The organism is Cohnella rhizoplanae (assembly GCF_948329515.1).
Taxonomy (GTDB): domain Bacteria; phylum Bacillota; class Bacilli; order Paenibacillales; family Paenibacillaceae; genus Cohnella; species Cohnella rhizoplanae.
The window spans coordinates 20,442-44,301 of sequence record NZ_CAOJCN010000009.1 but is presented as its reverse complement, the minus strand read 5'-3'; the positions used below and the strand labels follow the sequence as shown (position 1 = coordinate 44,301).

Annotated in this window: 26 protein-coding genes; 18 read left to right on the top strand and 8 right to left on the bottom strand. The window is 62.6% G+C overall.

All coding sequences use genetic code 11. The features are described from left to right. The first annotated feature begins 28 nt into the window (after window positions 1-28). From rsbW to PQG80_RS14885, 3 genes are all read left to right on the top strand, one after another. Window positions 29-472 carry an anti-sigma B factor RsbW gene (gene rsbW, locus PQG80_RS14895; protein ID WP_271752173.1) on the top strand — a complete coding sequence of 148 codons (444 nt, stop codon included), beginning with the start codon at window positions 29-31 and terminating at the stop codon, window positions 470-472. Continuing rightward, window positions 469-1,248 (top strand): sigma-70 family RNA polymerase sigma factor, encoded by a 780-nt coding sequence (locus PQG80_RS14890; protein ID WP_271752172.1) that lies wholly within the window; start codon window positions 469-471, stop codon window positions 1,246-1,248. Before rsbW ends, PQG80_RS14890 begins: the two co-directional genes overlap by 4 nt. Before the next feature lie 86 nt (window positions 1,249-1,334). Further along, on the top strand, window positions 1,335-1,685 hold the full coding sequence (locus PQG80_RS14885) for a hypothetical protein (protein ID WP_271752171.1): 351 nt from the start codon (window positions 1,335-1,337) through the stop codon (window positions 1,683-1,685). Window positions 1,686-1,737: 52 nt separating this feature from the next. On the opposite strand, the gene PQG80_RS14880 is transcribed toward PQG80_RS14885, so the two are convergent. Together PQG80_RS14880 and PQG80_RS14875 are read right to left on the bottom strand one after the other, a co-directional pair. Then, on the bottom strand, window positions 1,738-1,992 hold the full coding sequence (locus PQG80_RS14880) for a hypothetical protein (protein ID WP_271752170.1): 255 nt from the start codon (window positions 1,990-1,992) through the stop codon (window positions 1,738-1,740). Between the two features lie 80 nt (window positions 1,993-2,072). Continuing rightward, window positions 2,073-2,384, bottom strand: a complete 312-nt coding sequence (locus PQG80_RS14875; RefSeq protein ID WP_271752169.1) for a YtxH domain-containing protein — start codon at window positions 2,382-2,384, stop codon at window positions 2,073-2,075. A gap of 163 nt (window positions 2,385-2,547) precedes the next feature. Between PQG80_RS14875 and PQG80_RS14870 the strand changes: the two genes are divergently transcribed. Together PQG80_RS14870 and PQG80_RS14865 are read left to right on the top strand one after the other, a co-directional pair. After that, on the top strand, window positions 2,548-4,341 hold the full coding sequence (locus tag PQG80_RS14870; protein WP_271752168.1) for a glycosyltransferase family 39 protein: 1,794 nt from the start codon (window positions 2,548-2,550) through the stop codon (window positions 4,339-4,341). A 44-nt stretch (window positions 4,342-4,385) separates the two neighbouring features. Then, window positions 4,386-5,381, top strand: coding sequence for a glycosyltransferase family 2 protein (locus tag PQG80_RS14865; RefSeq protein ID WP_271752167.1), 996 nt, complete (start codon window positions 4,386-4,388; stop codon window positions 5,379-5,381). A gap of 55 nt (window positions 5,382-5,436) precedes the next feature. On the opposite strand, the gene PQG80_RS14860 is transcribed toward PQG80_RS14865, so the two are convergent. From PQG80_RS14860 to PQG80_RS14850, 3 genes are all read right to left on the bottom strand, one after another. Then, a complete protein-coding gene (locus tag PQG80_RS14860; RefSeq protein WP_271752166.1) occupies window positions 5,437-6,348 on the bottom strand; it encodes a LysR family transcriptional regulator in 912 nt (303 codons plus the stop codon). Window positions 6,349-6,375: 27 nt separating this feature from the next. Further along, the gene (locus PQG80_RS14855; protein ID WP_271752165.1) at window positions 6,376-6,543 is read right to left on the bottom strand and encodes a hypothetical protein; all 168 of its coding nucleotides are present in this window, start codon (window positions 6,541-6,543) and stop codon (window positions 6,376-6,378) included. A 165-nt stretch (window positions 6,544-6,708) separates the two neighbouring features. Next, complete coding sequence (locus PQG80_RS14850) at window positions 6,709-7,566, bottom strand: AraC family transcriptional regulator (protein WP_271752164.1); 858 nt, start codon at window positions 7,564-7,566, stop codon at window positions 6,709-6,711. A gap of 153 nt (window positions 7,567-7,719) precedes the next feature. Between PQG80_RS14850 and PQG80_RS14845 the strand changes: the two genes are divergently transcribed. From PQG80_RS14845 to PQG80_RS14835, 3 genes are all read left to right on the top strand, one after another. Then, the gene (locus PQG80_RS14845; RefSeq protein WP_271752163.1) at window positions 7,720-8,901 is read left to right on the top strand and encodes a galactokinase; all 1,182 of its coding nucleotides are present in this window, start codon (window positions 7,720-7,722) and stop codon (window positions 8,899-8,901) included. A 1-nt stretch (window position 8,902) separates the two neighbouring features. Next, entirely contained in the window at window positions 8,903-9,889 is a 987-nt protein-coding gene (galE, locus tag PQG80_RS14840) for a UDP-glucose 4-epimerase GalE (protein ID WP_271752162.1), read from the top strand. A gap of 149 nt (window positions 9,890-10,038) precedes the next feature. Next, window positions 10,039-11,646 carry a UDP-glucose--hexose-1-phosphate uridylyltransferase gene (locus PQG80_RS14835; protein ID WP_271752161.1) on the top strand — a complete coding sequence of 536 codons (1,608 nt, stop codon included), beginning with the start codon at window positions 10,039-10,041 and terminating at the stop codon, window positions 11,644-11,646. Window positions 11,647-12,051: 405 nt separating this feature from the next. Here the strand turns inward: PQG80_RS14835 and PQG80_RS14830 are convergent, their stop codons facing one another. Continuing rightward, window positions 12,052-12,273, bottom strand: a complete 222-nt coding sequence (locus PQG80_RS14830) for a DUF1128 domain-containing protein (RefSeq protein WP_271752160.1) — start codon at window positions 12,271-12,273, stop codon at window positions 12,052-12,054. A 131-nt stretch (window positions 12,274-12,404) separates the two neighbouring features. On the opposite strand from PQG80_RS14830, the gene yyaC reads away from it, so the two are divergent. The 7 genes from yyaC (at window position 12,405) to PQG80_RS14795 (ending at window position 20,693) form a co-directional block, all read left to right on the top strand. Beyond that, complete coding sequence (yyaC, locus tag PQG80_RS14825) at window positions 12,405-12,947, top strand: spore protease YyaC (RefSeq protein WP_271752159.1); 543 nt, start codon at window positions 12,405-12,407, stop codon at window positions 12,945-12,947. A gap of 117 nt (window positions 12,948-13,064) precedes the next feature. Beyond that, window positions 13,065-13,889, top strand: coding sequence for an alpha/beta fold hydrolase (locus tag PQG80_RS14820; RefSeq protein WP_271752158.1), 825 nt, complete (start codon window positions 13,065-13,067; stop codon window positions 13,887-13,889). Then, window positions 13,882-14,544 carry a DUF6483 family protein gene (locus PQG80_RS14815; RefSeq protein WP_271752157.1) on the top strand — a complete coding sequence of 221 codons (663 nt, stop codon included), beginning with the start codon at window positions 13,882-13,884 and terminating at the stop codon, window positions 14,542-14,544. Before PQG80_RS14820 ends, PQG80_RS14815 begins: the two co-directional genes overlap by 8 nt. Beyond that, window positions 14,511-15,731: a class I SAM-dependent methyltransferase gene (locus PQG80_RS14810; RefSeq protein WP_432432759.1), complete on the top strand. Its 1,221-nt coding sequence runs from the start codon at window positions 14,511-14,513 to the stop codon at window positions 15,729-15,731. The genes PQG80_RS14815 and PQG80_RS14810 overlap by 34 nt, the downstream gene beginning before the upstream one ends. A gap of 137 nt (window positions 15,732-15,868) precedes the next feature. Then, window positions 15,869-17,551 carry a histidine kinase N-terminal 7TM domain-containing diguanylate cyclase gene (locus tag PQG80_RS14805; RefSeq protein ID WP_271752156.1) on the top strand — a complete coding sequence of 561 codons (1,683 nt, stop codon included), beginning with the start codon at window positions 15,869-15,871 and terminating at the stop codon, window positions 17,549-17,551. 36 nt (window positions 17,552-17,587) lie between these two features. Then, on the top strand, window positions 17,588-18,274 hold the full coding sequence (locus PQG80_RS14800) for a GGDEF domain-containing protein (protein ID WP_271752155.1): 687 nt from the start codon (window positions 17,588-17,590) through the stop codon (window positions 18,272-18,274). Between the two features lie 244 nt (window positions 18,275-18,518). Continuing rightward, complete coding sequence (locus tag PQG80_RS14795; RefSeq protein WP_271752154.1) at window positions 18,519-20,693, top strand: O-antigen ligase family protein; 2,175 nt, start codon at window positions 18,519-18,521, stop codon at window positions 20,691-20,693. 75 nt (window positions 20,694-20,768) lie between these two features. Here the strand turns inward: PQG80_RS14795 and PQG80_RS14790 are convergent, their stop codons facing one another. Continuing rightward, window positions 20,769-21,080 carry a dehydrogenase gene (locus PQG80_RS14790; RefSeq protein ID WP_271752153.1) on the bottom strand — a complete coding sequence of 104 codons (312 nt, stop codon included), beginning with the start codon at window positions 21,078-21,080 and terminating at the stop codon, window positions 20,769-20,771. An 86-nt stretch (window positions 21,081-21,166) separates the two neighbouring features. Next, the gene (locus PQG80_RS14785; RefSeq protein ID WP_271752152.1) at window positions 21,167-21,616 is read right to left on the bottom strand and encodes a cupredoxin domain-containing protein; all 450 of its coding nucleotides are present in this window, start codon (window positions 21,614-21,616) and stop codon (window positions 21,167-21,169) included. 209 nt (window positions 21,617-21,825) lie between these two features. On the opposite strand from PQG80_RS14785, the gene uptA reads away from it, so the two are divergent. From uptA to PQG80_RS14770, 3 genes are all read left to right on the top strand, one after another. Further along, the gene (uptA, locus tag PQG80_RS14780; protein WP_271752314.1) at window positions 21,826-22,434 is read left to right on the top strand and encodes an undecaprenyl phosphate transporter UptA; all 609 of its coding nucleotides are present in this window, start codon (window positions 21,826-21,828) and stop codon (window positions 22,432-22,434) included. Between the two features lie 103 nt (window positions 22,435-22,537). Next, window positions 22,538-23,104: a thioredoxin family protein gene (locus PQG80_RS14775; protein ID WP_271752151.1), complete on the top strand. Its 567-nt coding sequence runs from the start codon at window positions 22,538-22,540 to the stop codon at window positions 23,102-23,104. 10 nt (window positions 23,105-23,114) lie between these two features. After that, window positions 23,115-23,744: an MBL fold metallo-hydrolase gene (locus PQG80_RS14770; RefSeq protein ID WP_271752150.1), complete on the top strand. Its 630-nt coding sequence runs from the start codon at window positions 23,115-23,117 to the stop codon at window positions 23,742-23,744. The last annotated feature ends 116 nt before the right edge of the window (window positions 23,745-23,860 follow it).

The following is a 23,860-nucleotide window of genomic DNA, read 5'->3' as shown; positions in this document are numbered from 1 at the left end:
ATCCGAAGGGAACGAGGACGAAACAACAATGAGAAACGATGGGACAGTGACGCTGACGGTACCCGCCAAAGCCGAGTTCGTTGATATTATCCGATTGACTCTGTACGGCATAGCCGCCAAGATGAAGTTTTCGTTCGAAGAGATCGAGGATATGAAGGTTGCCGTATCGGAGGCCTGCAACAACGCCGTTTTGCATGCCTACGATCATTCTCAGCCGGGACAGATCGAGGTGTCCTTCACCATCATGAACGAAGACCGTCTCCAGATCGCGGTGAGCGATTATGGCGTCAGCTTCGAGCAAGTGAGCGATCGCACCACGTCCACCTTGCACGGTAAGTCCATCGATGAAATCCAGTCGGGCGGATTGGGACTTTATCTGATGCAGGCGCTGATGGACGAAGTAGAGATCCGCAGCAACCAGGGAACGAGCGTCATCCTAACAAAACGGCGGCTGGCGCAAGAAACGGTATGAGCCTTCAATCGAGCGCCCGTCTGCCCGACGACGCGATCTTGAAGCTGTTGGAATACCAAAAAACGCTGCGTAACGAGCTGGCCGAGGAGCTTATCCGGCACTATGAGCCGCTCGTTCGCATGGCCGCGCACAAAATGTCGCGCAGCCATCTTAGTCTGCAAGAGGATCTGTTCCAGGTCGGACGCATGACGCTGTTCAGATTGCTCAAGCAATTCGATCCCGATCTCGGCATGCCCTTCGAGCCCTACGCGATGAAGAGCATCGTCGGTCAGATGAAAAACTATCTCCGCGATAAGTCTTGGTACATTCAAGTGCCTCGTCGTATCAAGGAAAAGGGACTCGTCGTGCAGCAAGCGATCGACGAGATGACCGTACGCCTCGAGCGCTCCCCGAGCGTCGAGGAGATCGCCGAGTTCCTCGAGATGAGCGTGGAGGATACGCTCGAGGTATTGGCGGGACGCGAGCTGCATCACTACGTCTCGCTCGACACGCCGGTATCCCAGGAAGAGAATACGGCCACGCTCGGCGAATTGATCGGCTCTACCGCCGACGACTTCGCAGGCGTTGACCGCAGGATCGATCTGCAGGAAGCGATGATGAAGCTGAAGCCCGAGGAACGCCAGGTGCTCCTGCTCTTGTACGAAGAGGGGCTGTCCCAGCGGAGCGCGGCGGACCGGCTGCAGGTGTCGCAGATGAGCATCTCGCGGATTCAGCGGCGCGCCATCGAGAAGCTGAAAGGCTGGCTCACCGAACCCGACGACGACGATTCCGAATAAATCCAGTTCGATCGACTGTTTCTACCGTCCTCCCGCCGGGTAATAATCGGTAAGCTACACCATTCACTTCGCCGAAGGCGGTGGACATGATGACAGTCAAGTATCGAATCGAATGCTTCGAATGCGACATCGTGGTCAGGCAAAAAGACGAGGCCCATACACTCAGCATCCAATCCCGCAAAACGCCACTTGGCAACGGCAACCGGTTAGCCGAATATAAATCCGAGCAAGAAGCGGTACACGCGGCGGATCAACTCTGCCAGACGTACACGATTGCGAGGGAATTCGGCTACCATCTTTCCGGAGGAGAATTCGTGAGGGACGGCGTACCTTCCATTGAAGTCGTATCGCTGCTCAGCCAGGAACTCGACGTATCCGATCTGAAGTCGCTTCTCAATAGGGAAGCCATCAAGCACGGCATTCAGGAGACAGGTTGAAACCGGTTGCAGTATATAAAAGGGGCCTCTTCGGAGGCCCTTTTTGTGTGGTCTAGGAGTGGCTTTCGGGCTTTTCCTGAATCGGATCGCTGACCAGACCTTCGTCGCTCAGCTCGCTGCCGGTCTTGACGCGCTCCATATCGCGCCCGAGCCGCTTGAGATCCTCGAAGTCCTGAACCATGGAGCCGTTCATCGCATCCTCGACCTGGCGGGTAGGGATGGGACCGGACGGCTTGCTGTCCGCATCGGGGAGGTACTCGGCTTCGGTTGACGCTGCGAGGTCTCCGGATTGTTTGGGATCGTTCATGCTCGTCGCCCCTTTGCGTGATTTTCGCACAGACAAAAGCCAATCCCGAGCGGGGCCCGGGGTTGGCTTTTGGGAGTTCTTTAGTTAGGCTTCACGGATTCTTGAAGGGAGCCTGTAATGTCGTCCTTCGCGGAGTTCACGCCGTCCTTCGCGCTGGATACGGCCGATCGCGTCTGGCTGATCAGATCCGAAGCATGCTGGCCGACCTTGGAGGCGAGCTCCGAAGTCTTCGAGCCTGCATCGGAAGCCCATTGCTTCGACTTATCCATGGACTTGTTGTAGGCCGTCACCAGATCTTGGCGCGTCTCGCGTCCCGGCTTCGGAGCCAGCAGCAGCGCTGCCGCTGCGCCTACTACGCCGCCGATAACAACACCTTTTACCATCCCTGCCATGTGAATTCCTCCTTGTAATGGCTTTGCCATTTTGTTATAAGTGTTATCGTCTTGCATGAACATTTTTACCCTGCGGGGTAAGTGCTGAATCATTACGGACTTTCCGCAGGGGCAGCTTTAGACTACAATAGGTAGCAGATGATCAAAGAGGGCGAGGACGTTCATGGAATCACAAGAATACGGCGGCAGCCTGTCTTCGTACGGCTGGGGCCGACGCGATTCGGATCGGGAGAGGCGGCCCTGGGGCCGCATCGACTTTATTCTGATCGGGGTCCTGATGCTGGTGTCGGCCTGGCTGTCCCTCCACGATCTGGGCGACAGGCATGCGCCCCAGACCTTTTGGCGGCCCGATGTATCGGGCGAAGGCTTCACCTTGGACTTCGGCGAGACGCGCGAGGTCGGCCGCATTAGCTTATACGAGGGCCCGGGGGCTGCCGGAGAGACGCAGATCGAATCGTCCGCCGACGGCGTGAACTGGGCGCCGTATCTGACGGTCGAGCACAAGACGGGACGCGTCTTCACCTGGATGGCGGAGGACAAGCCCGTCAGTGCCCGGTATATGAAGTTTACGGCCAAGCGTACGGGATACAGCCTCTACGAGGCCGGTTTCTTCGAGGCGGGCACCAAGGCGCGCCTGGCCATCGCGAGCATCGCGCCTTCGGGCGCCAAGGGCGAGACCTCGGCGGGCGGCGGCGAGCAGGTGTTCGATGAGCAGGACGAGGCGCCTTACCGGCCGGATTATCGCAACAGCATGTATTTCGACGAGATCTATCACGGACGCACGGCATACGAATTCATTCATCAGATCCAGCCTTACGAATGGACGCATCCGCCGCTCGGCAAGTGGCTGCTCACATTCGGCATCCGTCTGTTCGACATGACGCCGTACGGCTGGAGATTTATGGCCGCCGTGTTCGGCACGCTGATGGTGCCCGTGTTCTACGGCGCCGCGCGGGCGATGCTCCGCAGCACGCGCTACGCGTTCATCGCGGCGCTGCTGCTCGTGCTGGAGGGCTTCCATCTGGTCCATTCCCGGATGGCCAACGTCGACGTCTTCGGCGTGACCTTCACGATTCTGATGTATACGTTTATGTACAAGTACGGAGAGAGAAAGTGGACCAACGGCGGATTCGGCGGCAGCTTCGTCTATCTGGCGTTGTCGGGCATCTTCTTCGGCTGCGCCGCCGCGGTGAAGTGGAATTATATGTACGGAGGGGCCGGACTGGCCGTGCTGCTGTTCCTCGCGCTCTACAGGCGCTGGCGCGAGTCCCGCTGGGACTACGGCGGCGCGTACTTCAAGAAGCTCGCGCTGACGCTGCTCTCGTGCCTCGTTCTGTTCGTGGCCGTGCCTGCAGGCATCTATGCCGCATCCTACATCCCTTATGAAAAGGCGACGAAGGCTGACGATGGGCTGAAGGATCTGCCGCGATATCAGAAGGACATATACAACTATCATAAAGGCGTCAAGGAAAAGCATCCGTACTCGTCCAAATGGTATACGTGGCCCGAGATGCTGCGGCCGGTATGGTACTACGGCGGCAAGGATCTGGCGAAGGGAGACGCGCAGAGCATCGCGGCCATCGGCAACCCGCTGGTCTGGTGGGGCGGTCTCGCGGCTATGCTGCTCTCCTGGTGGCTGGGCGCGCGCAACAGAGACAAGGCGGTGCTGACCATCGCGGTCATGTATTTGTCCTTCTACGTACCGTGGATGGTCTCGCCGCGCAGCATCACGTTCCTGTACCATTACTTCCCGATGGTGCCGCTGCTGATTCTGTCCATCGTATGGATGCTGCGGTGGCTGGAGCAGCGATGGTATTACGGCAGAACGTTCACCGGCATCGTCTTGGCAGGCGCGGTCGTTCTGTTCGTCTGGTTCTATCCCGTCATGACCGGCATGACCATCAGCCGCGAGTGGATGAACTTCGGCATACGCTGGCTGCCGAGCTGGGGATTCTGATCGATATGAATGCTGAAGTTGAGGCAAGTTGAGGAGGAAGCCGCATGGCTGCAGTGGTGACGCTGTCCGTCGTCGTCCCGATGTACAATGAGGAAGAGGTCATTGAGACCACCTATGCGAAATTGACGGAGGTGCTGGAGGCGACTGGCGAGAGCTACGAGCTGGTTTTCGTCAACGACGGCAGCCGCGACAGGACGGCCTCCATCGTGCGGGGCATCTGCGGCCGCGATCCGAAGGTCAAGCTGCTCGACTTCGCCCGCAACTTCGGACATCAGATCGCGGTGACGGCGGGGATGGACCATGCGTCGGGCCGAGCCGTGGTGCTCATCGACGCCGACCTGCAGGACCCGCCGGGACTCATCCCGCAGATGTTGGCCCTGTGGCGGGAAGGATACGACGTCGTGTACGGCAAGCGGATCTCCAGGCAGGGAGAGACCTGGTTCAAGAAGACGACCGCCAAATGGTTCTATCGTACGCTGGGCGCCTTAACGTCCGTGAATATTCCCGTCGATACGGGCGACTTCAGGCTCATGGACCGCAAGGTATGCGACGCGCTCAGCGGCATGCGCGAGCGAAGCCGATTTATCCGCGGCATGGTGGCCTGGGCGGGGTACCGCCAGATCGGTCTCGAATACGCGCGCGAGGAGCGCTTCGCGGGCGAGACCAAGTATCCGCTGCGCAAGATGGTGCGGCTGTCGCTGGACGCGATCACCTCCTTCTCGACCAAGCCTCTCAAGCTCGCGGGCATCCTCGGCTTCCTGCTGTCGGCCGCTGGATTCGTCTACTTGATCGTCGTCATCTGCCAGCGCATCTTCACCGACACGACGACCGCGGGCTGGACGTCCCTGATCGTCATCAGCCTGTTTTTCCACGGGATCACGCTGTCCCTGCTGGGCGTGCTGGGCGAGTATATCGGGCGCATCTACGAAGAGTCCAAGCGGCGTCCGCTCTATCTAGTGGCGGACAAGCTCAACTTCGAAGGGCCGGAGGACGACTCGCGCGAACGAAGGGACAACGTGCCGCTCGCGATGAGGAGATAACAGATAAGGGACATGGCAAGAGCGATCCGCTCTGCCATGTCCCGTTTTTTATCCCCTATTGCGCTCTCGGAATCGCGCCTTCGTCGTCCCGCCCGGCCGCCTCGTGGAGGAACTCGATGAGATGCCGGATCGCGGGATCGCGCCATTTTTTGCGATGAATGACGATTTGCGTGTAGAAGGTAATGTCCGGATGCGAGAACGGCAGACGGATCAGCCTCCCCTCCGACAGCTCGCGCACGACCGCGATCCGCGGCAGCAAGCCGATGCCAAGGCCGTAAGAGACGCATTGCTTAATCGCCTCGATGCTGCCGAACTCGTGGTGCACGTCGTATTCGACGCCGTGGCGGCCGAGCAGCCTCTCGAACGCATGACGGTACGTGCACGTATGCTCGGTCGCGATGTAGGACTGACCGTTCAGGTCGGCGGCGCAGATCTGCACGGCGTGCTGCAGGCTATGCCCGGGGCTCGCGACCAGCACCAGCTCCTCTTCGCGGAGCTTGATGGCTTCGATGTCTTCCTCCTGGATCGGCTGGTCGAGCACGACCCCCATGTCGATCTCTCCGGCTCGGATGAGCTGCAGAATCTGGGTCTCCGTGATCGGATGTACCTGAAGGTTGATCTCGGGGTAGCCGCGGCGGAACTGATGGAAGACGGGAGGCAGGAAAAAGGAGAACAGCGATTCGATCGTGCCGATGTCGAGATGCCCCTTGGCAGATCTGGAGATCAGCTGCTTGGAGCTCTCGTACAACGCCAGGATCTGCTCGAACGTATCGCGCAGCTGCTCTCCAGCGGAGGTGAGCCGCATCGATCTGCCGAATCGCTCGAATAGGATAACGCCGTATTCCTGCTCCAGCTTCTGGATATGCGTCGTCACGCTGGACTGGACATAGCCGAGGTTCTCCGCGGCCTTGGTGAAGCTGTGGCAGCGCGCGACCTCTATAAAGGATCGGATGCAGATAAAATCCAAGTTAAACACCACCTGTCTGAGGGCGGATCAGGGTCTGTACAGCGAACCGAGCAGAATCAGCGCGAGCCAGGTCGCCGGCAGCTGCGCACGTGGACGCTTCGTCTCCCGGAGCTGGCGTTCGAACGCCCATCGGCGCTCGTTTTCTTTCACCGCGCTCTCCCATATTTTATAAGCCGTATGATCCTGGATCAACAACTAAATCGCCCCCTTGTCGGTATGTTGAGGAATATCTTAACATCCGTCTCCGGGCGGGGGTTATCGAGCGATTTGCATGCCGGTTATCGATAAAATCGATGGAAACGCCATCATCGGAAGAAGGCGGCGTACGGCGAGCTATTCAGATGATGACGCGCGGACCGTTCAGGAACGAAGGGCGTCCGCCCGATAGCCCGTCGGGGTCGCGCCGAAGGCCCGCCTGAACTGCTTGGAGAAGTACAAGGAGTCCTGGAATCCGACCGAGGAGGCGACCTGTTCGACCGTCAGCTCCGGACGCTCGCGCAGCAGCCGCTTGGCGCGGTCGATCCGGATGCGCGTCAGGAAGGCGATCGGCGTCACGCCGGCATGGCGCTTGAACAAGCGGGACAGATAGGCCCGATTGTAGCCGAGCGTCTCCGCCATCGCTTCGATCGTCAGCGGCTCGGCATATTGCGTGGAGAGGTAGCCGATCACCTGGCGGACGAGCTCTTCGCCGTGCGTGTCGGGCTTCGGCGGCTGCTCGGCGCGGTCCGCGCCGGCCGCCGTCAAGGCGGCGAGCAGGAGATGCAGCTGGCCCGCGGCTTCGAGCGACGCGGAGGGCGCTCGCGCGCGAAAGGCATCGTAGATGTCCCGGCACCGGTCGCCGGGCGCGCGCGCCGCGCCGGTGTCGACGACCAGTCGGTCCGCGCCGAGTCCGGCTTCGGCGAGCAGCGCGTCGACCCGGTCGCCTGAAAAGGCGACCCACCGGTAGCGCCAAGGCTCGCCCGCATCCGAGGCGTAGCTGAACAGCCGCTTGGGGCGAATCAGGAACGTATGGCCGGGGCCGAGCGGCTGCGCGAGACCGTCCGACTCGAACACGCCGCGGCCCGAAATCACATGGTGAAGCAAGTAATAATCGACGACCTTCGGGCCTACTCTGTGGGCAGGCCGGGTCTGGCTCTCCCCGGCGAACAGCACGGCGAGACTCTGGGGCAGCGTGCGCGCGGGATTGGAGGCCACGCGATAAGTGGGCGTTTTGTTCATGGATGAGCCTCTCCTTGGCATGCTTCTACTCGCGATTGTACCTCACCAAGTCACATTTCTCCATAGAGAGCGCATTTCAAGCCATTTCCCGTCCGCGCGTTCCGGCGTTATACTGATAGTAAATCGCAGCCCTAATTCAGGAGGAATCCCATCATGCCTCATTATCCGACGCTTCGCGAGCAATTCATCTCCCGCCTCGGCGAGGGCGAGGCCGACATTCGCGTCTTCGCGGCGCCCGGCCGCGTGAACCTGATCGGCGAACACACCGACTACAACGGCGGCGCCGTATTCCCGGCCGCGCTGACCTTCGGCACGACGCTGCTGATCCGACCGCGCGCCGACCGTCAGCTGCACCTGGCCTCGACGAATTTCCCGCAATCGCGCCTCGTCCCCGCCGACGATCTCGTCTTCTCCGAGGAAGACGATTGGACCAACTATCCGAAAGGCGTCGTCTGGGAGCTCGCCCAGCGCGGCATCCGGCTGGAGCAGGGCTACGACATTCTGTACCACGGCGAGATTCCGAACGGCGCGGGACTGTCCTCGTCGGCGTCGATCGAGGTCGTCACGGCGTACGCGCTGCTGGCCATGGAAGGCCGCCCGGCCGACACGGTCGAGATCGCGCTGTGGTCCCAGCACGCGGAGAACGAGTTCGTAGGCGTCAAGTGCGGCATCATGGACCAGTTCGCCGTCGCCAACGGCCGCAAGGATCACGCGATCCTGCTCGACTGCGACACTTTGAAGTACGAGCTCGTCCCATTCGAGTCGGGCGACTACAAGCTCGTCATCGGCAACACGAACAAACGCCGCGGACTCGTGGACTCCGCGTACAACGAGCGCAGGGCCCAGTGCGAGGCCGCCGTGGGCGATCTGCGCGCGGCGTTCCCCGAGCTGACCCTGCTGGGGCAGCTCACGCTCGCCCAGTTCGAAGCGCATGCGCATCTGATCGCGGACGAGATCGTCCGCAAGCGCGCGCGCCACGTGGTCGAGGAGATCGACCGCGTCGGGCGCTCCGTGGAGGTACTGCGCCAGGGCGATCTGGCCGCATTCGGACAGCTGATGAACGCGTCGCACGATTCGCTGCGCGACCTGTACGAGGTGACTGGCGCGGAGCTCGACGCAATGGTGGCCGCGGCGCGCGAGGTGCCGGGCGTGCTCGGTTCCCGCATGACGGGCGCGGGATTCGGCGGCTGCACGATCTCGCTCGTTCACAAGGATCAGGCGGAGCGGTTCATCGCAGAGGTAGGCGACAAGTATAAGGCGGCAACGGGGCTGACGGCGGATTTCTACGTATGCGACATCGGCGACGGCGTTCACGAAGTGAAGGAGGAGAACTAGAATGGCGGTATTGGTAACGGGCGGAGCGGGCTACATCGGCTCCCATACGGTAGCGGCCCTCTTAGACAAGGGCGAAGAGGTCGTCGTGCTCGACAACCTGTACCAAGGGCACAAGGAAGCGCTGCTCGGCGGCAAGCTGTACGAGGGCGATCTGCGCGACGAAGCGCTGCTGGACCGGATTTTCTCCGAGAACGAGATCGACGGCGTCATCCACTTCGCGGCCAACTCGCTGGTGGGCGAGAGCATGACGAATCCGGGAAAATATTACCATAACAACGTATACGGCACGCTCGTGCTGCTTGAAGCGATGAAAAAGGCGGGTGTCTCGCGCATCGTCTTCTCCTCGACCGCGGCGACCTACGGCGAACCGGAGAAGGTGCCGATCGACGAGTACGACCGCACCAAGCCGACCAACGCCTACGGCGAGACGAAGCTGGCCATGGAGAAGATGATCTCCTGGTTCGACGTCGCGCACGGCATCAAGTACGTCTCGCTCCGCTACTTCAACGCGGCGGGGGCGCACGAGAGCGGCCGGATCGGCGAAGACCACACGCCCGAATCTCATCTGCTCCCGCTCGTGCTGCAGGTCGCGCTAGGCCAGCGCGAGTTCATCTCGGTATTCGGCGACGATTATCCGACCGAGGACGGCTCCTGCATCCGCGACTATATCCACGTCAGCGATCTGGCGGACGCGCACATGCGGGCGCTTGACCGTCTGCGCGGCGGCGGCGAGAGCGCGATCTACAATCTGGGCAACGGAACGGGCTTCTCCGTCAAGCAGGTCATCGACGTCTCCCGCGAGGTGACGGGACATGCCATTCCGGCGAAAATCGTCCCGCGGCGCGCCGGAGATCCGGCCGTCCTGATCGCGTCTTCGGAGCGCGCGCGCGCCGAGCTCGGCTGGACGCCGAGGTTCGCCGACCTGCGCCCGATCGTCGAGAGCGCCTGGGCCTGGCATTCGGCGCATCCGAACGGCTACGGAAAGTAAGAGTGATCGAGAAGGGACCGGCATGAACGCGTACGCAAGGATGCGTACGCAAGGATGCGTGAGGCAGGGCTGCGTGCGGCGGGGATGCCGCGGTCCCGGAATTTCGTGCATTACGACGCAGTGATAGCAGACGGAAGGGATGACGCGAGATGAGCAACAACGGAGAGGACGCGGCAGGCAGCGGATGGACGGAGGCGCGCAGGGACGAGGCCGGCCTGCTGATCCGCAGGCTCGTGCGGTTCGCGCTGCAGCGCGGCATGATCGGCGCGCTCGACGAGGACTACGCGCACAATGCGCTGCTGGACCTGTACGGGTTGTCCGCGCCGGCCGGCGGGCCGCTGCCGGATGAGACCCTGGACAGTCCGGTTCCCGTATTGGAGCCGCTGCTGGACGCGGCCGCGTCGCTAGGGCTGATCCCGGACGATACGACCACGCAGCGCGATTTGTTCGACGCCCGGATCATGGGACTCCTGATGCCCAGGCCTTCGGAGACGGCCGCCGCCTTCGACAGGCTGTCGTCGGAGGAGAGCGTGCTCGCGGCGACGGACTGGTTCTACCGGCTGAACATCGACTCCAACTACATCCGGATGGACCGGATCTCCAAGAACAGCTATTGGCTGCATCCGACGGCCGACGGCGAGCTGGAGATCACGGTCAACCTGTCCAAGCCGGAGAAGGATCCGCGCGAGATCGCGCTGCTGCGCAGCCTGCCGCAGACAAAGGCCGAATATCCGAAGTGTCTGCTCTGCCGCGAGAACGTCGGCTACGCGGGCAGACCCGACCACCCGGCCAGGCAGAACCTGCGGATCTTGCCGCTGACCCTGCGCGGCGAGCGATGGTTCTTCCAATATTCGCCTTACGTGTACTACAACGAGCACAGCATCGTGCTGCGCGGCGAACACGTGCCGATGCGGATCTTGCCGGAGACGTTCGAGCGGCTGCTGGACTTCGTCGACGCTTATCCGCACTACTTTATCGGCTCCAACGCGGACCTGCCGATCGTGGGCGGTTCGATTCTGAACCACGACCATTTCCAGGCGGGCAGGCACGTATTCCCGATGGAAAAGGCGGGCGTCCCGGCTTGGGCGATCCACGGCGAGGAACCCGCGGTGCGCGGGGGAATCGTGCAATGGCCGATGTCGGCGCTGCGTCTTCGCAGCCGCGACCGGTCGGCGCTGCTCCGCGTGGCGGCGAGGGTGCTGGCCGACTGGCGGGCATACAGCGACGAGGCCGCCAAGGTCTACGCGGCGAGCGGCGACGTGCCGCACAACACGATCACGCCGATCGCCCGTCTGACGGAGGGCGGCGAATACGAGCTCGACCTCGTGCTGCGCAACAATCGCACGAGCGACGAGCATCCGGACGGCATCTTCCATCCGCACTGGGAGCTGCACCATATTAAGAAGGAAAACATCGGCCTGATCGAAGTGATGGGTCTTGCCGTGCTGCCCGGGCGGCTCGACGCAGAGCTCGGCGAGGTCGCGCGGCTGCTGACAGGCGAGACGGCTTACGAGCCGGCCGCCGTCGGCGCGCAGGGACATCCGCTCGCGAAGCATGCGGACTGGATCGCGGAGCTGGTCGCCGCGCACGGCACGGCGCTTGCGCCGGAGGCCGCGAAGGCGTCGCTGCAGGCGGCCGTGGGCGACAAGTTCCACGCCGTGCTGCGGGACGCCGGCGTGTTCAAGCAGGACGCGGCGGGCCGGTCCGCGTTCGGCCGGTTCCTGGCGGCCGCGGGCTTCGAGCCGGGGGCTGTATAAGGCTGGCCGCGCGCCGGACAGCGCAAAAAAACGCCTTCGTTGCCTGACGGCAGCGGAGGCGTTTTTTTGCGAGGCAATTTGTGCGTCATGCAAGTGCGGCACATCGCTATTCGCCCAGCATACTGGATCGCAGTCGAATAGGGATATGGCGCATCGCTATATCGCCAGATTCAACGTTCTCCCACCGAATAGGGATATGGGACATTCTTATTCGCCCGGAAGGAACGAAACGCCGCCAAATAATGATATGGCGCATTGCTATTCCGTCAGATTCACCGATCTCCCGCCGAATAAGAATGGGCGCATCGCTATACCGCCAGATTCACCGTTCTCCCGCGGAATAACGATGTCGCACATCGCTATTCCGCCGCGCACACATCCATCGCGGCGGATTACCGCCACTCGTTATCCCCGCAGCTTGCCAAGCTCCGATACGAGCGCCTCGACCTCGCTAATACTGAACCGGTCCTTGGACGCGATCATGTCGTAGATATCCTTCAAGTCCTCATAGCGCTCCGCGTTGAAGTGCGACGCCTGCATCGCCGCCCCGGACGCCATCCGCAGCTTGGTCTTGATCGCTTCGATCATATATTCCACGTTCTCTTGTGTCGGCTTGGACAGATCCATTCTCGCAGCATCCTCTCTCGATATAAACTTCTCCCATTGTATCACAGCGGACGCTTTCGTTCGCGCTGGCGTTACCGGACCGCGCATGATACGCTTGAACCCATATACGCTTATCGGAAAGGAGCGGGCCGATGACCGCAAGCCGCACTCCCGGCGCAAGCCCTATATTTTTCGCCGCCTCCGGCGCGGAGGAGCTCCGGCGGTTTTTTCGCGGCGCGTTCGACCGGCATCCGGCCGAGCGGATCCTGTTTCTATGCATCGGCACGGACCGTTCCACCGGCGACTCCCTCGGTCCGCTGGTCGGCACGATGCTGGAGGAGCGCGGCGTGACCCGCGTGATCGGCACGCTCCGCGAGCCCTGCGATGCGGACCGCCTGAGCCTCGTGGCGCCTGCGCTGCCTTCGGATGCGGTCGTGATCGCGATCGACGCCTGCCTCGGGCGGCCTGAGAACGTCGGGCGCGTATTGCTCGGCGAAGGTCCACTGCAGCCGGCGCGTTCGGTCGGCGCGGCGCTGCCCCCGGTCGGACATTACAGCGTGGCCGGGGTCGTGGGAGAATACGGACCCAAGCCGTACATCACGCTGCAGACGACGTCGCTGTACGCCGTCATGGACATGGCCAAGCGCATCGCGGATGCCGCGGCGGCTGCGCTTGGCGGCCTCCGCTCCGAATGACCGGTCCCCGCACAGGAGTGTCGGCCGGCCGGGAACAAGCCATAGTCCTGCCCGGGTTTGAGTTCGAGGATGACAGTTCGATAAAATGAAAATAAAACGCGAAAGGAAGTGCTCGGCATGGCTCGCAACCGGCTAACATTGAACAACGGGCTCGAAGTCTCGTGTATGGAAGAGGGGCAAGGCGTACCTTTGCTGCTGCTGCACGGCTACTGCGGGAGCGGCGGATACTGGACAGACGTGCTGCCCTTATTGTCGGCGCACGCCAGGGTCATCGCTCCCGACGCGCGAGGCCATGGAGAGACCGCGGCGACCGAAGGGACGTACGCGATGGAACTGCTCGCCGAGGATGCCCTGCAGCTGCTGGACGCGCTGAATATCCGGCAGGCGTTCGTGCTGGGCCACTCGATGGGCGGTTACGCGGCGCTGGCGCTGGCCGAGCGCGCGCCGGACCGCTTGCTCGGACTCGGACTGCTGCATTCCACGACCTATCCTGACGACGACAACGGCAAGGCGAACCGGGACAAAGTGGCCGAGCGCATCGCTAGCGAGGGCATGCGGGGACATATAGCGGATCTCGTGCCGAAGCTATTCTCGCCGGACAATCTGGAGCCGATGAAGGCGCAGGTCGACCGGGCGCTCGCGATCGGCTTCGATACCTCCGCCGCAGGCGGAATCGGCGCTGCGCTCGGCATGAAGGCGCGGCCAGACCGGCGCGGCGTCCTTGAGTCGCTCGAGGCGCCGATCCTGCTGCTCGCGGGTGAGTCCGACCGCGTAATCGGGCCGGACAAGCGTTTCCCGGTCGCCGGCCCGAACATCACGCATCGCCTGCTCGAAGGCGCCGGACATATGGGCATGATGGAGCGTCCCGACGCGTTCGCGGAGGCGATCCTGGACTTCGTGCGCCAAGCCGAAGAACGGGAAGGCGGGGGCGCCGATGTTTGACCGCGACTACTTCATGCGCATGATCAATCAGATGTCCGTCGCCTTCGGCGCGCTCATGGGGCTCAAGCAGCAGGGCAAGCACGAGGAAGCCTTGCTGCTGATCGACGAGTTCATGAGCAAGGAGCTGCGCATGCGCGCGCGTCTGGCGCTCGGTCTGTCGGATGCCGATCTGATCCAGATGTTCGGCGGCGGCGGCCGCTCGGACGCGGAGGCGATCGGGGCGATCGGCGCGTTTCTGCAGGAGGAGGGCGACGTGCTGGCCGATATGGGCCGGCATGCGGATAGCCTGCCGCGGCTGGAAAAGGCGCTGCGTCTGATCGGCTACGTGCTGCGCACGCACGGGCCGGTCGAGGGCCTCGACCTGGAGAGGCGGATGGAACGGCTGGCGGCGGGACCCGCGCTCGCGGAGGGCTCCGCCCAGACGCTGCGCGCCGCGTGGGAGTGGCAGGAATTCGCCGGGCGGTACGCGGACGCGGAGAACAGCCTTTACGAGCTTTTTGGCGCCGGCGAAGCGGAGCCTGTGGAAGGCCTCGCTTTTTACCAACGCATGCATGCGTTAACCGATCACGAGTTGGGCCGCGGCGGCCTCTCCCAAGAGGAACTGCGGGAAGGCGTCCGGCAATGGAACAATCTGACGAAGGAGACGGCATCATGAGCACGGAACCCAAGACCGAGGAGTTGCAGGCGCTTGTCCGAAGCGCCGTGATGGATGGCCATTTGATCCAGGCGACCGTCAGCCAGCCGCGCAGCAAGAGCGAGGAGACGCGCAAGATCGCGATTCGTCCCGTGCTGCTGAGGGGAGAGCTCCGGTATCAGTTCGAACGGTTCGCCGGCACGAAGGCGCTCCATCAGAATATGGCGCCCGCCGAGGCGGCGGACGAGCTGCTGCGTCTCGTCGAACGCGATTACCGCCAGGCGCTGTTGAAGACGCCGGCGAGCGATATTCAGATTCTCGTCAGCAAAAAAGGAAAAGCTGCGATCGTTCGCGGCGCGCCTACGGCCAAGGCGGCGGCAGGCGGAGGCACAGCGGCACCCGCGCCTTCGCACAACCGGTCCAAGTCGTACATTTTGCCGGAGGGAGAGCCCGTTCCCTTCCTGGAGGCGCTGGGCGTCATGACGGCCGAGGGCCGCGTGCTTAAGGCGAAGTACGATAAGTATAGGCAGATCAACCGGTTCCTGGAAATGGTGGCCGACGTCGTTCCGCATCTGCCGACCGGCAAGGAATTGACGATCGTCGACTTCGGATGCGGCAAGTCCTATCTAACGTTCGCCCTCTATCACCTGCTCGCGATCCGGGAGAGGCTGCCGGTGCGCATCATCGGACTCGACCTGAAGGCCGACGTCATCGCCGATTGCGCCAAGCTCGCGGACCGGCTGGGCTGGGATCGACTGCGGTTCGCGGTGGGCGACATCGCGGATTATGCGGATGCCGACCGGGTGGACATGGTCGTGACGCTGCACGCTTGCGATACGGCGACGGACGCGGCCCTGCTCAAGGCAGTCGGCTGGGAAGCGTCGGTGATTCTGTCGGTGCCTTGCTGCCAGCATGAGCTCATGCGCCAGATCGAGCAGCCGCTGCTGAAGCCGCTGCTGCGTCACGGTATCCTGAAAGAGCGGTTCTCCGCGCTCGTCACCGACGCCGCCCGCGCCCAACTGCTGGAGCTGGCAGGCTACCGCGTACAATTGCTGGAGTTCATCGATCTGGAGCATACGCCCAAAAATTTGCTCATTCGCGCCGTACGCAGCGGGGCGCCGGTGCCCGATAATGTTAGACAAGATTACGAGAAGTTCCGGGATTTCTTGTCCATCCTGCCCTATATGGAACGAAATATGGGATTTTAAGTAATTAATTAGATAAATTTAAGATTTATTTTTACAAAGTTTGCCATTGTTCTTGTCGGCAAATTCGAGGCTATGTTAGAATAAATCAATTGCCCCGGGTAGCGAAGGGTTAGTCCTCCCATGAAAAGGTGAGCCGATTGGAATTTCTACGGCCAGACTTTCTGATGTTCGTTTGTCTGTTTGTTCTGTTCGGCCTTTTCGTTGCTTTGAATCCGATTACGCGTACGCACAAGGTGTATCTTTCCTTTCATTTGATCATGATGCTCTGGCCCCTCGGACAGGTCGGCGTGCGCTCCACGGACATTCCATCCTACCAGCATTTCTACCTCACCATGTCCTTCGTCGCGCTCAGCCTGCTCGGTCCCGGTTGGCTTGCGTTCGTCCTTTTCCTGACCCGGCGGACGCACTATTTACGCAGGCCCTCCCGCTTGGCGGCGTTCGTGCTGCCGGCTGCGTTATGCGCGGCGTCCGCGGTCTTCAATCCCTTCGGCCAGTTCTTGAAGCCGGAGCAGGGCCAGTACGGAGATCGGGAGTACGGCCCGCTGTTCTGGATTATGACGTTCGTCGAGTTTACGTACTTTTTCATCGCGCTCATCCATATGTTCCAAGCCCACCGGACCGTCCGGTCGCTCAACGAACGCAAGCAGCTGGCGACGTCCTTGCTCGGCATGTTCGTGCTGACCGTGTTTGCGGTGCTGGACCTGTTGTTCAACGTCGTGCTGTCCCCATGGCTAGGCGTCGTGCAAGGCTTGACCTCGGCCGGCATCGTGCTGTCCGACATCTGCTTCGTTTTCGCCATTTACCGATACGGCGTTTTCGATCTGCTGGATACGGCCAAAGACCGGATTTTCGAACAGGTGGAGACGGGGATCGTCGTGATCGACGAGGCGGGCAAGGTGATGGATTTCAATCGCGGCGCGATCGGATTCATGCTGCTCGCGAAGGGGGAGAGCTTCGACCTCGAGCGGTTCCTGCTATCCGGTCAGCCTGCCAATGACGTAAGCGATTTCTTGTTCCGGTACAGACATCGTCCAGCCGATAAGATCCGCACGGAAATTCTGCTCACGGTCGGCGCGTACCGATCGGTCTCGCTGCAAGTATCGCCCCTGCTGGACCGGTTCAAGAGCCTGCAGGGGCGGATCGTGGCCTTCCACGACGTCACGGAGCAGCGCAAGCTGATCGATGAGATGAACCTGAAGAACGAGGCGCTTCACGAACGGAACCTGGAGCTGATCGCGATGCAGGACGAGCTCTACCGCGCGAATCAGAAGCTGGAGCAGGCAGCCGTTACGGACGGGCTCACCGGCTGCTTCAACCGGACCTTCTTCCAGCAATACGTCGAGCACGAAGCGTTCTTGTGCAGGCAGCGCAACATTCCGTTTTCCGTCTTGCTTTTCGATATCGACCACTTCAAGCAGATCAACGACCAGTACGGCCATCTCGCCGGGGACGAGGTGCTCCGCGCCACGGCTGTCGCCGTACGGGCGGCGCTGCGTGGCGTCGATCTGCTGGCGCGGTACGGCGGCGAGGAGTTCACGGTATTCATGCCGCAGACGACCCGGTCCGATGCGCAGGCGGCGGCAGATCGCGTGATGTCGGCAGTGTCGAACAACGAGGTCCGCGTATCCGGACATACGATCCGCGTCACGATCAGCATGGGAATCGTCACGGAAGGCGAGAGCGAATGGGCGGCGGCCGCAGCCGAGGACCAAGGCTCGGACGACTCCGGCAGCATTTTGCACGAACTGTTCTCCAAGGCGGACGTGGCGCTGTACCAGGCCAAGAACGAAGGACGCAATCGGGTCATCGTCTCGCATTGATCCGGAGGCGAACGAGGAAGGAGCTTGAGGTTAACGATGAACAATCGCGGAGTCATGACCGGGCTGGCAGCGGCCGCGCTCGTCAGCGGTGCCGTAGGCGCCGCCGGGTGGGCGGAACGTTATCTGGCGTTCGCCGGGAGATATGCATGGTGGGAGGCGGTCGGCTTCGCGCTCGTCCTGTTCCCCGCCTTCGCCCTGATCGGCCGGCGTTACGACCGATTGAAGCAGCGTGCGGACCGCGACGGTTTGACCGGCCTCTGGAACCGCAGCTTCGCGTGCGATTGCGTCGTCGGCCTCCTGAAGCAGGCGGCCGCGAGGCGCAAGCGTTTGGCCGTCATGCTCATCGACCTCAACGACTTTAAGCTGATCAACGACGGGCTCGGTCACGCCGAGGGAGATAGGGCGATCGCGATGGCGGCTGCTGCGCTCGCGTCCTCCGCCGAGCGTGGCGAGATCGTCTGCCGCTGGGGCGGCGACGAATTTCTCCTGCTGTGTCCCTATGCGGAGCGGCACGAGGCAGAGTCGTTGAAGCGCGCGATCGACGGACGGATGGAGGGCTTATCCCTGCATGGCGGGTACCGTTTGTCGGCCTCCTGCGGCTATGCGTTCTATCCCGAGGACGGCGCGACGCTGTCCGAGTTGACGGCCGCGGCGGATCGGCGCCTGTACGAGAGCAAGCGGGCGAGCAAGCTTCAGCCGGAGCCGCGCAGACTTGAGGCGTGAGCCTGGAGGCGGCTTGCCGGAGAGGCACGACCGGACCGCGTTTTTATTCGCGTAAATGAATACCTTTCATCGACCCTATTCGAAGCGCTTCGTTCGCAGGCGCCCTGGATGAGGGTTTTTGTTGCTTTATTTGTTGTTGCTGTTGTTGCAAGTTGCAGGTATGGGAGGGAACACGGCTTCGCTTGCGGCCTGGCGGCAAAGCCGCTACGCTAGAGATATCACTCGGAGCGAAGCAGGTAAGCGCATGAAACGAAACTTTTGGACACGACTGCCGGCCGCTGCTGCGGGCGGCTTGCTAATCGCGGTCTTCCTCGGCTGGGCCGCCTACAAGCAGGGGTTGTTCTATGACGCGGACCTTTACGGCGCCGAAGCGACGCTGTTCGCCGCGGCGGCGGTCGCCGGCATAGCGACGGCAGCCGCCGGAAGGCGCAGCCTGCCCTGGTGGGCGCTCGCGCCGCTCGGCCTTGCGGCCGCTTATGCCTGCGCCTGGCTGGCAGGTGCGGCCTCCGTCAAAGGGACGGCGGACAGCCTGCTTCGCTGGTGCGCCTACGGCGCCTGGCTTGCGCTGGCCGCCTTGTTCGCTGCTCGGCGCGTCCGCAGAGTCGCAGCGCATGCCGCCATGCATGCGGCAGGTCTGTACTTCGTATGGGGCGGCCTAGCGGGCTGGTACGGCTGGATCTCGTATCCGGACATCGTCTACCGCTCGTCCGATGCCGCATTGTCGATGACCGGCGCGCGCCTGGCCGGCTTTTTGCAGTACCCCAACGCCTTCGGCGCAGTCGCCGCGTTTTTCGCGCTGGCGCTGTGGCAGCTGCTGGATCGCCCGCAGCGGGCGGTGCGCTGGTTCGCGGCCGTCTCGCTGGTGCCGGCGCTGACGGCGCTTCTGCTTGCCGAGTCGCGCGGCGCCATGCTGGCCCTCGCGGCCGGCGGGCTCGTGTCGCTGGCGTCGGCGCTTCGCCGGGGCCGCCGCGGCTACGGCCTCGCGGCCGCGGGACTCGCCGCAGTCTGCGCCGCCTTCGCGGCCAAGTCCGCGTTCGGCGCGATGGAGGCCGGCTCGCCCGGCGACGGCGCCTGGACGCTGGCGGCATCGACGGGCGCGTTTATGGCGGCTGCGCTGCTGCTGCGGCGGCCGGACACGGCGTCGCCGACCGTGCCTGTTCTCGGCGCGCGCGCGAGGCTTCTGTTGACCGGCGCCTGGGGCGGCAGCGCCGTGTTCGTGGTCAGTCTCGTCGCCGCGTACCTGCTGCTGGCTACGGGTGGCGACGCGTCAGTCGGCCGCGCGGGCGGGAATCTCGACACGGCCGGGGCGAGAGCGCTCTATTACGCGGACGCGCTGCGCATGTTCGCGGACCGTCCGCTGTTGGGCGCGGGAGGGGAAGCTTGGCGCATGCAGGTAGGCTTGTATCAGAGCGGGCCGTATATCGGCAACGAGGTTCACAGCGGCTACCTCGAGGTGCTCATCGACACCGGCGGGCTTGGGTTCGCCGCGCTGCTCGTCATGCTGGCCGGCTTCGCGGCAAGGCTGTGGCGCGTGCGGGCTTCCGCCGCTTGGGGGCCGGCTGCGGTACTGCTTCTGCATGCGGCGGTCGATTTCGACTGGTCCTACGCTTTGATATGGCTGCTGCTGCTCCTGTGGCTCGCCCTGCATTTGTCGCTCCCGTCGCCCGCGCCGTCGCCGACGCGACCGCTCGAGCGGCCCGGCAGCGCACTCCCGCGTACTGCTCGGATGGCCGCGCCGGCGCTGCTGCTGCTCGCGGTGGCCATCGCCGCCGTGCCGCCGGCTCTTCGCTACCAGGCCGCGGCCGGCGCCTACGCGTCCGCGCAGACTGCGCGTGGCGACGCGGCGCGGCTCGCGCTGCTGCGCGAGGCCCTGCGCGACAATCCGCCCTGGAACCGGCCGCGGCTCGAAGCGGCAGCGCTGCTGCCGGCGGACGAACGGGTCGCATGGCTGTCGGAGGGGCTGCGCTACGAGCCATTTTCCCCGACCGTGCACTATGCGGTTGGCATGGCTTATGCCGATACCGGCGACGTGGACGGGGCCGAGTCGCATCTGCGGGAGGCGCTGCGCCTCGCACGCTTCGACCGCGATTCTCAGAACGCGGTAATCGCGAGATTCGCGGAGATCGCGCAGCGGCTGCAGGAGGAGGGGGACCGGGAGGGAGCAAGGCGGGCGGGATTAGCCGGCATCGGATTTTTCGAAAGGTACCGCGAGCTGTATGCGCTCCAGTACGAGGGCAAGTCCAACCCGTGGACGGGAACGGACCTGTTCGTGTCCGCGAAGGTTAACGCCGCGAGAAGCGCGATCCTGGCGGGCCGCCGCGACGAGGCGGAGCCCTGGCTCCGTGAGGTCCTGCGGGACGGCGACTCGGACTGGCAGCGGGAGGCTGCGGCGCTGCTGACGGACGAAGGCGGCCAATGAGCCGCCGCAAATAAGCCCGACGGCGTCCGCATCCTTACAACCGATGCGGCGCTGCCGGGCTTTTTCTACTGGAGGTCAACCGCCGAACGCATCCCGGAACGCCCGCGACAGTCGGTCCTGCTCGACCTCCCAGAGCGCCGCGATGCCGGAGGCGACTTCGGCGTCCCACCAGTCGGCGAGTTTTTTGCGGTCGCTGCGGTGTTCGTGGATCCACAGCAGATTCATCATAACCTTGCGTACGTAGAGTTCCTCCGCTTCCTTTACTTTGGCTTCGGGGACGTACGCTTTAAGCCGTTTAACGGTACGGTACAGCTCGTTGCCGCACGCGCGCCGGATCGTTCGTGCGGTCGGCAGCGAGCCTGCATGCTTGCCCAATTCGTTTTTCATGAGAAAACGCTCCTCTCCGCGTTAATCTATGCGGTAGAGGAGCGCCGGGTTACGTCTGCCTTTTGAGCATGCCTAGAGCCGCTGCTTCACTGAACGACGAGATAGCCGACCATCGGAACGCCGTCCTTGGGATCGCTGTGCGTCTCGCAGACGATCGCGTAGGTGCCGGCTTCTTTCGGCGTGAAGCGCACGATCGTCGTTTTCCCCTTGTTCACCGTCGCCTTCACGCCGAGCCCCTCAATCGTGAAGGGGTGAGACTGCCCGTTTACGCCAGTGATGCGCAGTTCGACCGGTTGTCCCTTTTTGACCGGAATCGTGCCCGGATCCCAGCGGTACGCTTCGATTTGTTGCCCGCCGTCCGTCGTCGAAGTCACCTCCGAAGTCACGATATAGCGGACCTGCACGTCCGCGGGGGGAGGCGCGGAGGCGGCCTGCGTGCGATGCCAGCCCGCGTATGCCGCGCCTAGTACGATGATCGCCATGGCGGCGATATACCACTGAATCCTCTTTTTGCTGATGAACATCACTCTGCTCATATCCGTTCGCTCCTCTTCGGCTTTGTCCTATCGATATTGGAATTGTATGCGCGGGCCCGTCCCGCCATGACACCATTTCTAGCGCGGACCGTACCAAGTAGAATCGGGGCTCCGGGATATGCTAGAATAGTAAAGGTTCCGGCCCCTACTTATATCGCGTTTGTCCTACGACGCAAATACGATGAAGAGAGCAGGTACATACGTTTATGATGGACACGATCCACGAATGGCTTAACCAGCTGCTGCACTGGATTGAGAGTCTCGGCTACTTCGGCATCATTATCGGGCTTGCCATCGAGGTCATTCCCAGCGAGATCGTGCTCGGCTACGGCGGGTATCTGGTCTGGAAGGGCGACGTCAACTTCTGGGGCGCCGTCGTCTGCGGCGTGATCGGGGCGCTGATCCAACAGTGGATTCTGTATGCGATCGGCCGTTACGGCGGCAGACCGATCGTGGACCGCTACGGCAAATTCCTGCATCTGAAGCCCAAGCATGTCGACAAGTCGGAGCAGTGGTTCCAGAAATACGGGCCCATCATCGTATTCACGGCGCGGTTCGTTCCCGTTATGCGCCAGGTCATCTCGATTCCGGCCGGCATGGCCAGGATGAATCTCGCGCTGTTCAGCGGCTTGACGCTGCTCGCGTCCATTCCATGGTCGATTCTGTTCGTCTGGCTGGGCAAGTCCCTCGGCGACAATTGGGAGCAGATCGACGAGAAGGCCGCTCCTTACGTTCGTCCGATCATCCTGATCGCGCTGGCCGCACTGATCGTTTATTTCGTTTATATCTACCTACGCAAGCGGGGCAAATCCATTTAAGCCGGATTTGCCTTCTTTTTGCATCTGAATTGTTTTCCTTTTTGCGCCGGGATTGCTACAATAGGAACAAGTTCACACACGATTGTCGAAACGAGGGAATAGGATGAGCCAACTGCTCGCTAACAAGCTTAATCAAGGCATCTCGCCGCGCGCGTTCATGGACGGGATGGAGAAGAACAAAGAAGCGTTCGGCGCCAATTACGACAGCTTCGCATGGCCGGACGACAAGAGCCGCGAGTTTTTCGAATCCTTGAACAACCGCGACGACCTGCGCGCCATGATCATCACCGCGGACTGGTGCGGCGACGCGCTGCGCAGCGTGCCCGCCGTGTTCCGCGCGTTCGAGACCGCCGGCATTCCAACAGAGGTTATGATCATCGAGCAGCACTACGATCTGATCGACGAGCATCTGACACTGGGCGGCCGCTCGATCCCGATCGTGCTCGTCACGGATACCGGCGGCCATCTGCTGGGCAAGTGGGGCCCGCGTCCGCAGCACGTGCAAGACGTCATGATCGCGTTCAAGGAAGCGAATCCGGATAACCAGGCGCCTGACTACCAGGACAACCTGTCCGTCGCCCGCAAGGAGATCGGGAAGCAATACGGCGATGCCTCCGAGTACACGCCTGTCATCCTGTGGGAGCTGCAGGACGTGCTCGAGCGCGTCTAAGGGAGCCGCCATGCTGACATTCCAAGGCTTTCCGCTCGGTCCGCTGCAGACCAACGCATACGTGGTGGTCGACGCGGCGCGTACGAGGGCGGTCATCATCGATCCGGGCACGGCTGACGCCGCTCTCCTGCGCAAGGTTGCGGGCCTTCAGGTCGAGGCGATTCTGCTCACGCACGCGCACTTCGACCATATCGGCGGCGTGGACGAGCTCCGGGCCAAGTTCGGCTGTCCGGTGTATCTGCATGCGCTGGAGAAGGACTGGCTGACCGATCCGGCCAAGAACGGGTCGGCCCGGTGGAGCGACGTGACGGCGCCGGTCAAGAGCGGCCCGCCCGACCTGAGCCTCGAGGACGGGCAGAAGCTGCAGCTGCTCGGCGAGACGTTCGAGGTGCTGCATACGCCGGGGCATTCGCCCGGCAGCGTGAGCCTACTATGCGGCGATTTGCTGTTCGCCGGCGACGCGCTGTTCCGCCGGTCCGTCGGCCGCACGGATCTGCCCGGCGGCAACCAGGATACGCTGGCGAAGTCCATCCGGACCAAGCTTTACGCGCTCCCCGACGACACGCTCGTGCTGCCCGGCCACGGGCCGGAGACGACGATCGGCGAAGAAAAACGCGAAAATCCGTACGTCCCGGCATAAGCTAAGGGTGCCGAAGCGGGGATTCGCGGGAAATTGTCGAACCTTGGTAAAAAAGGGGTTTACAAGTTCCTCTTCGCTCTGCTATATTGGCGTTACGAAGATATCGTATAGTTACG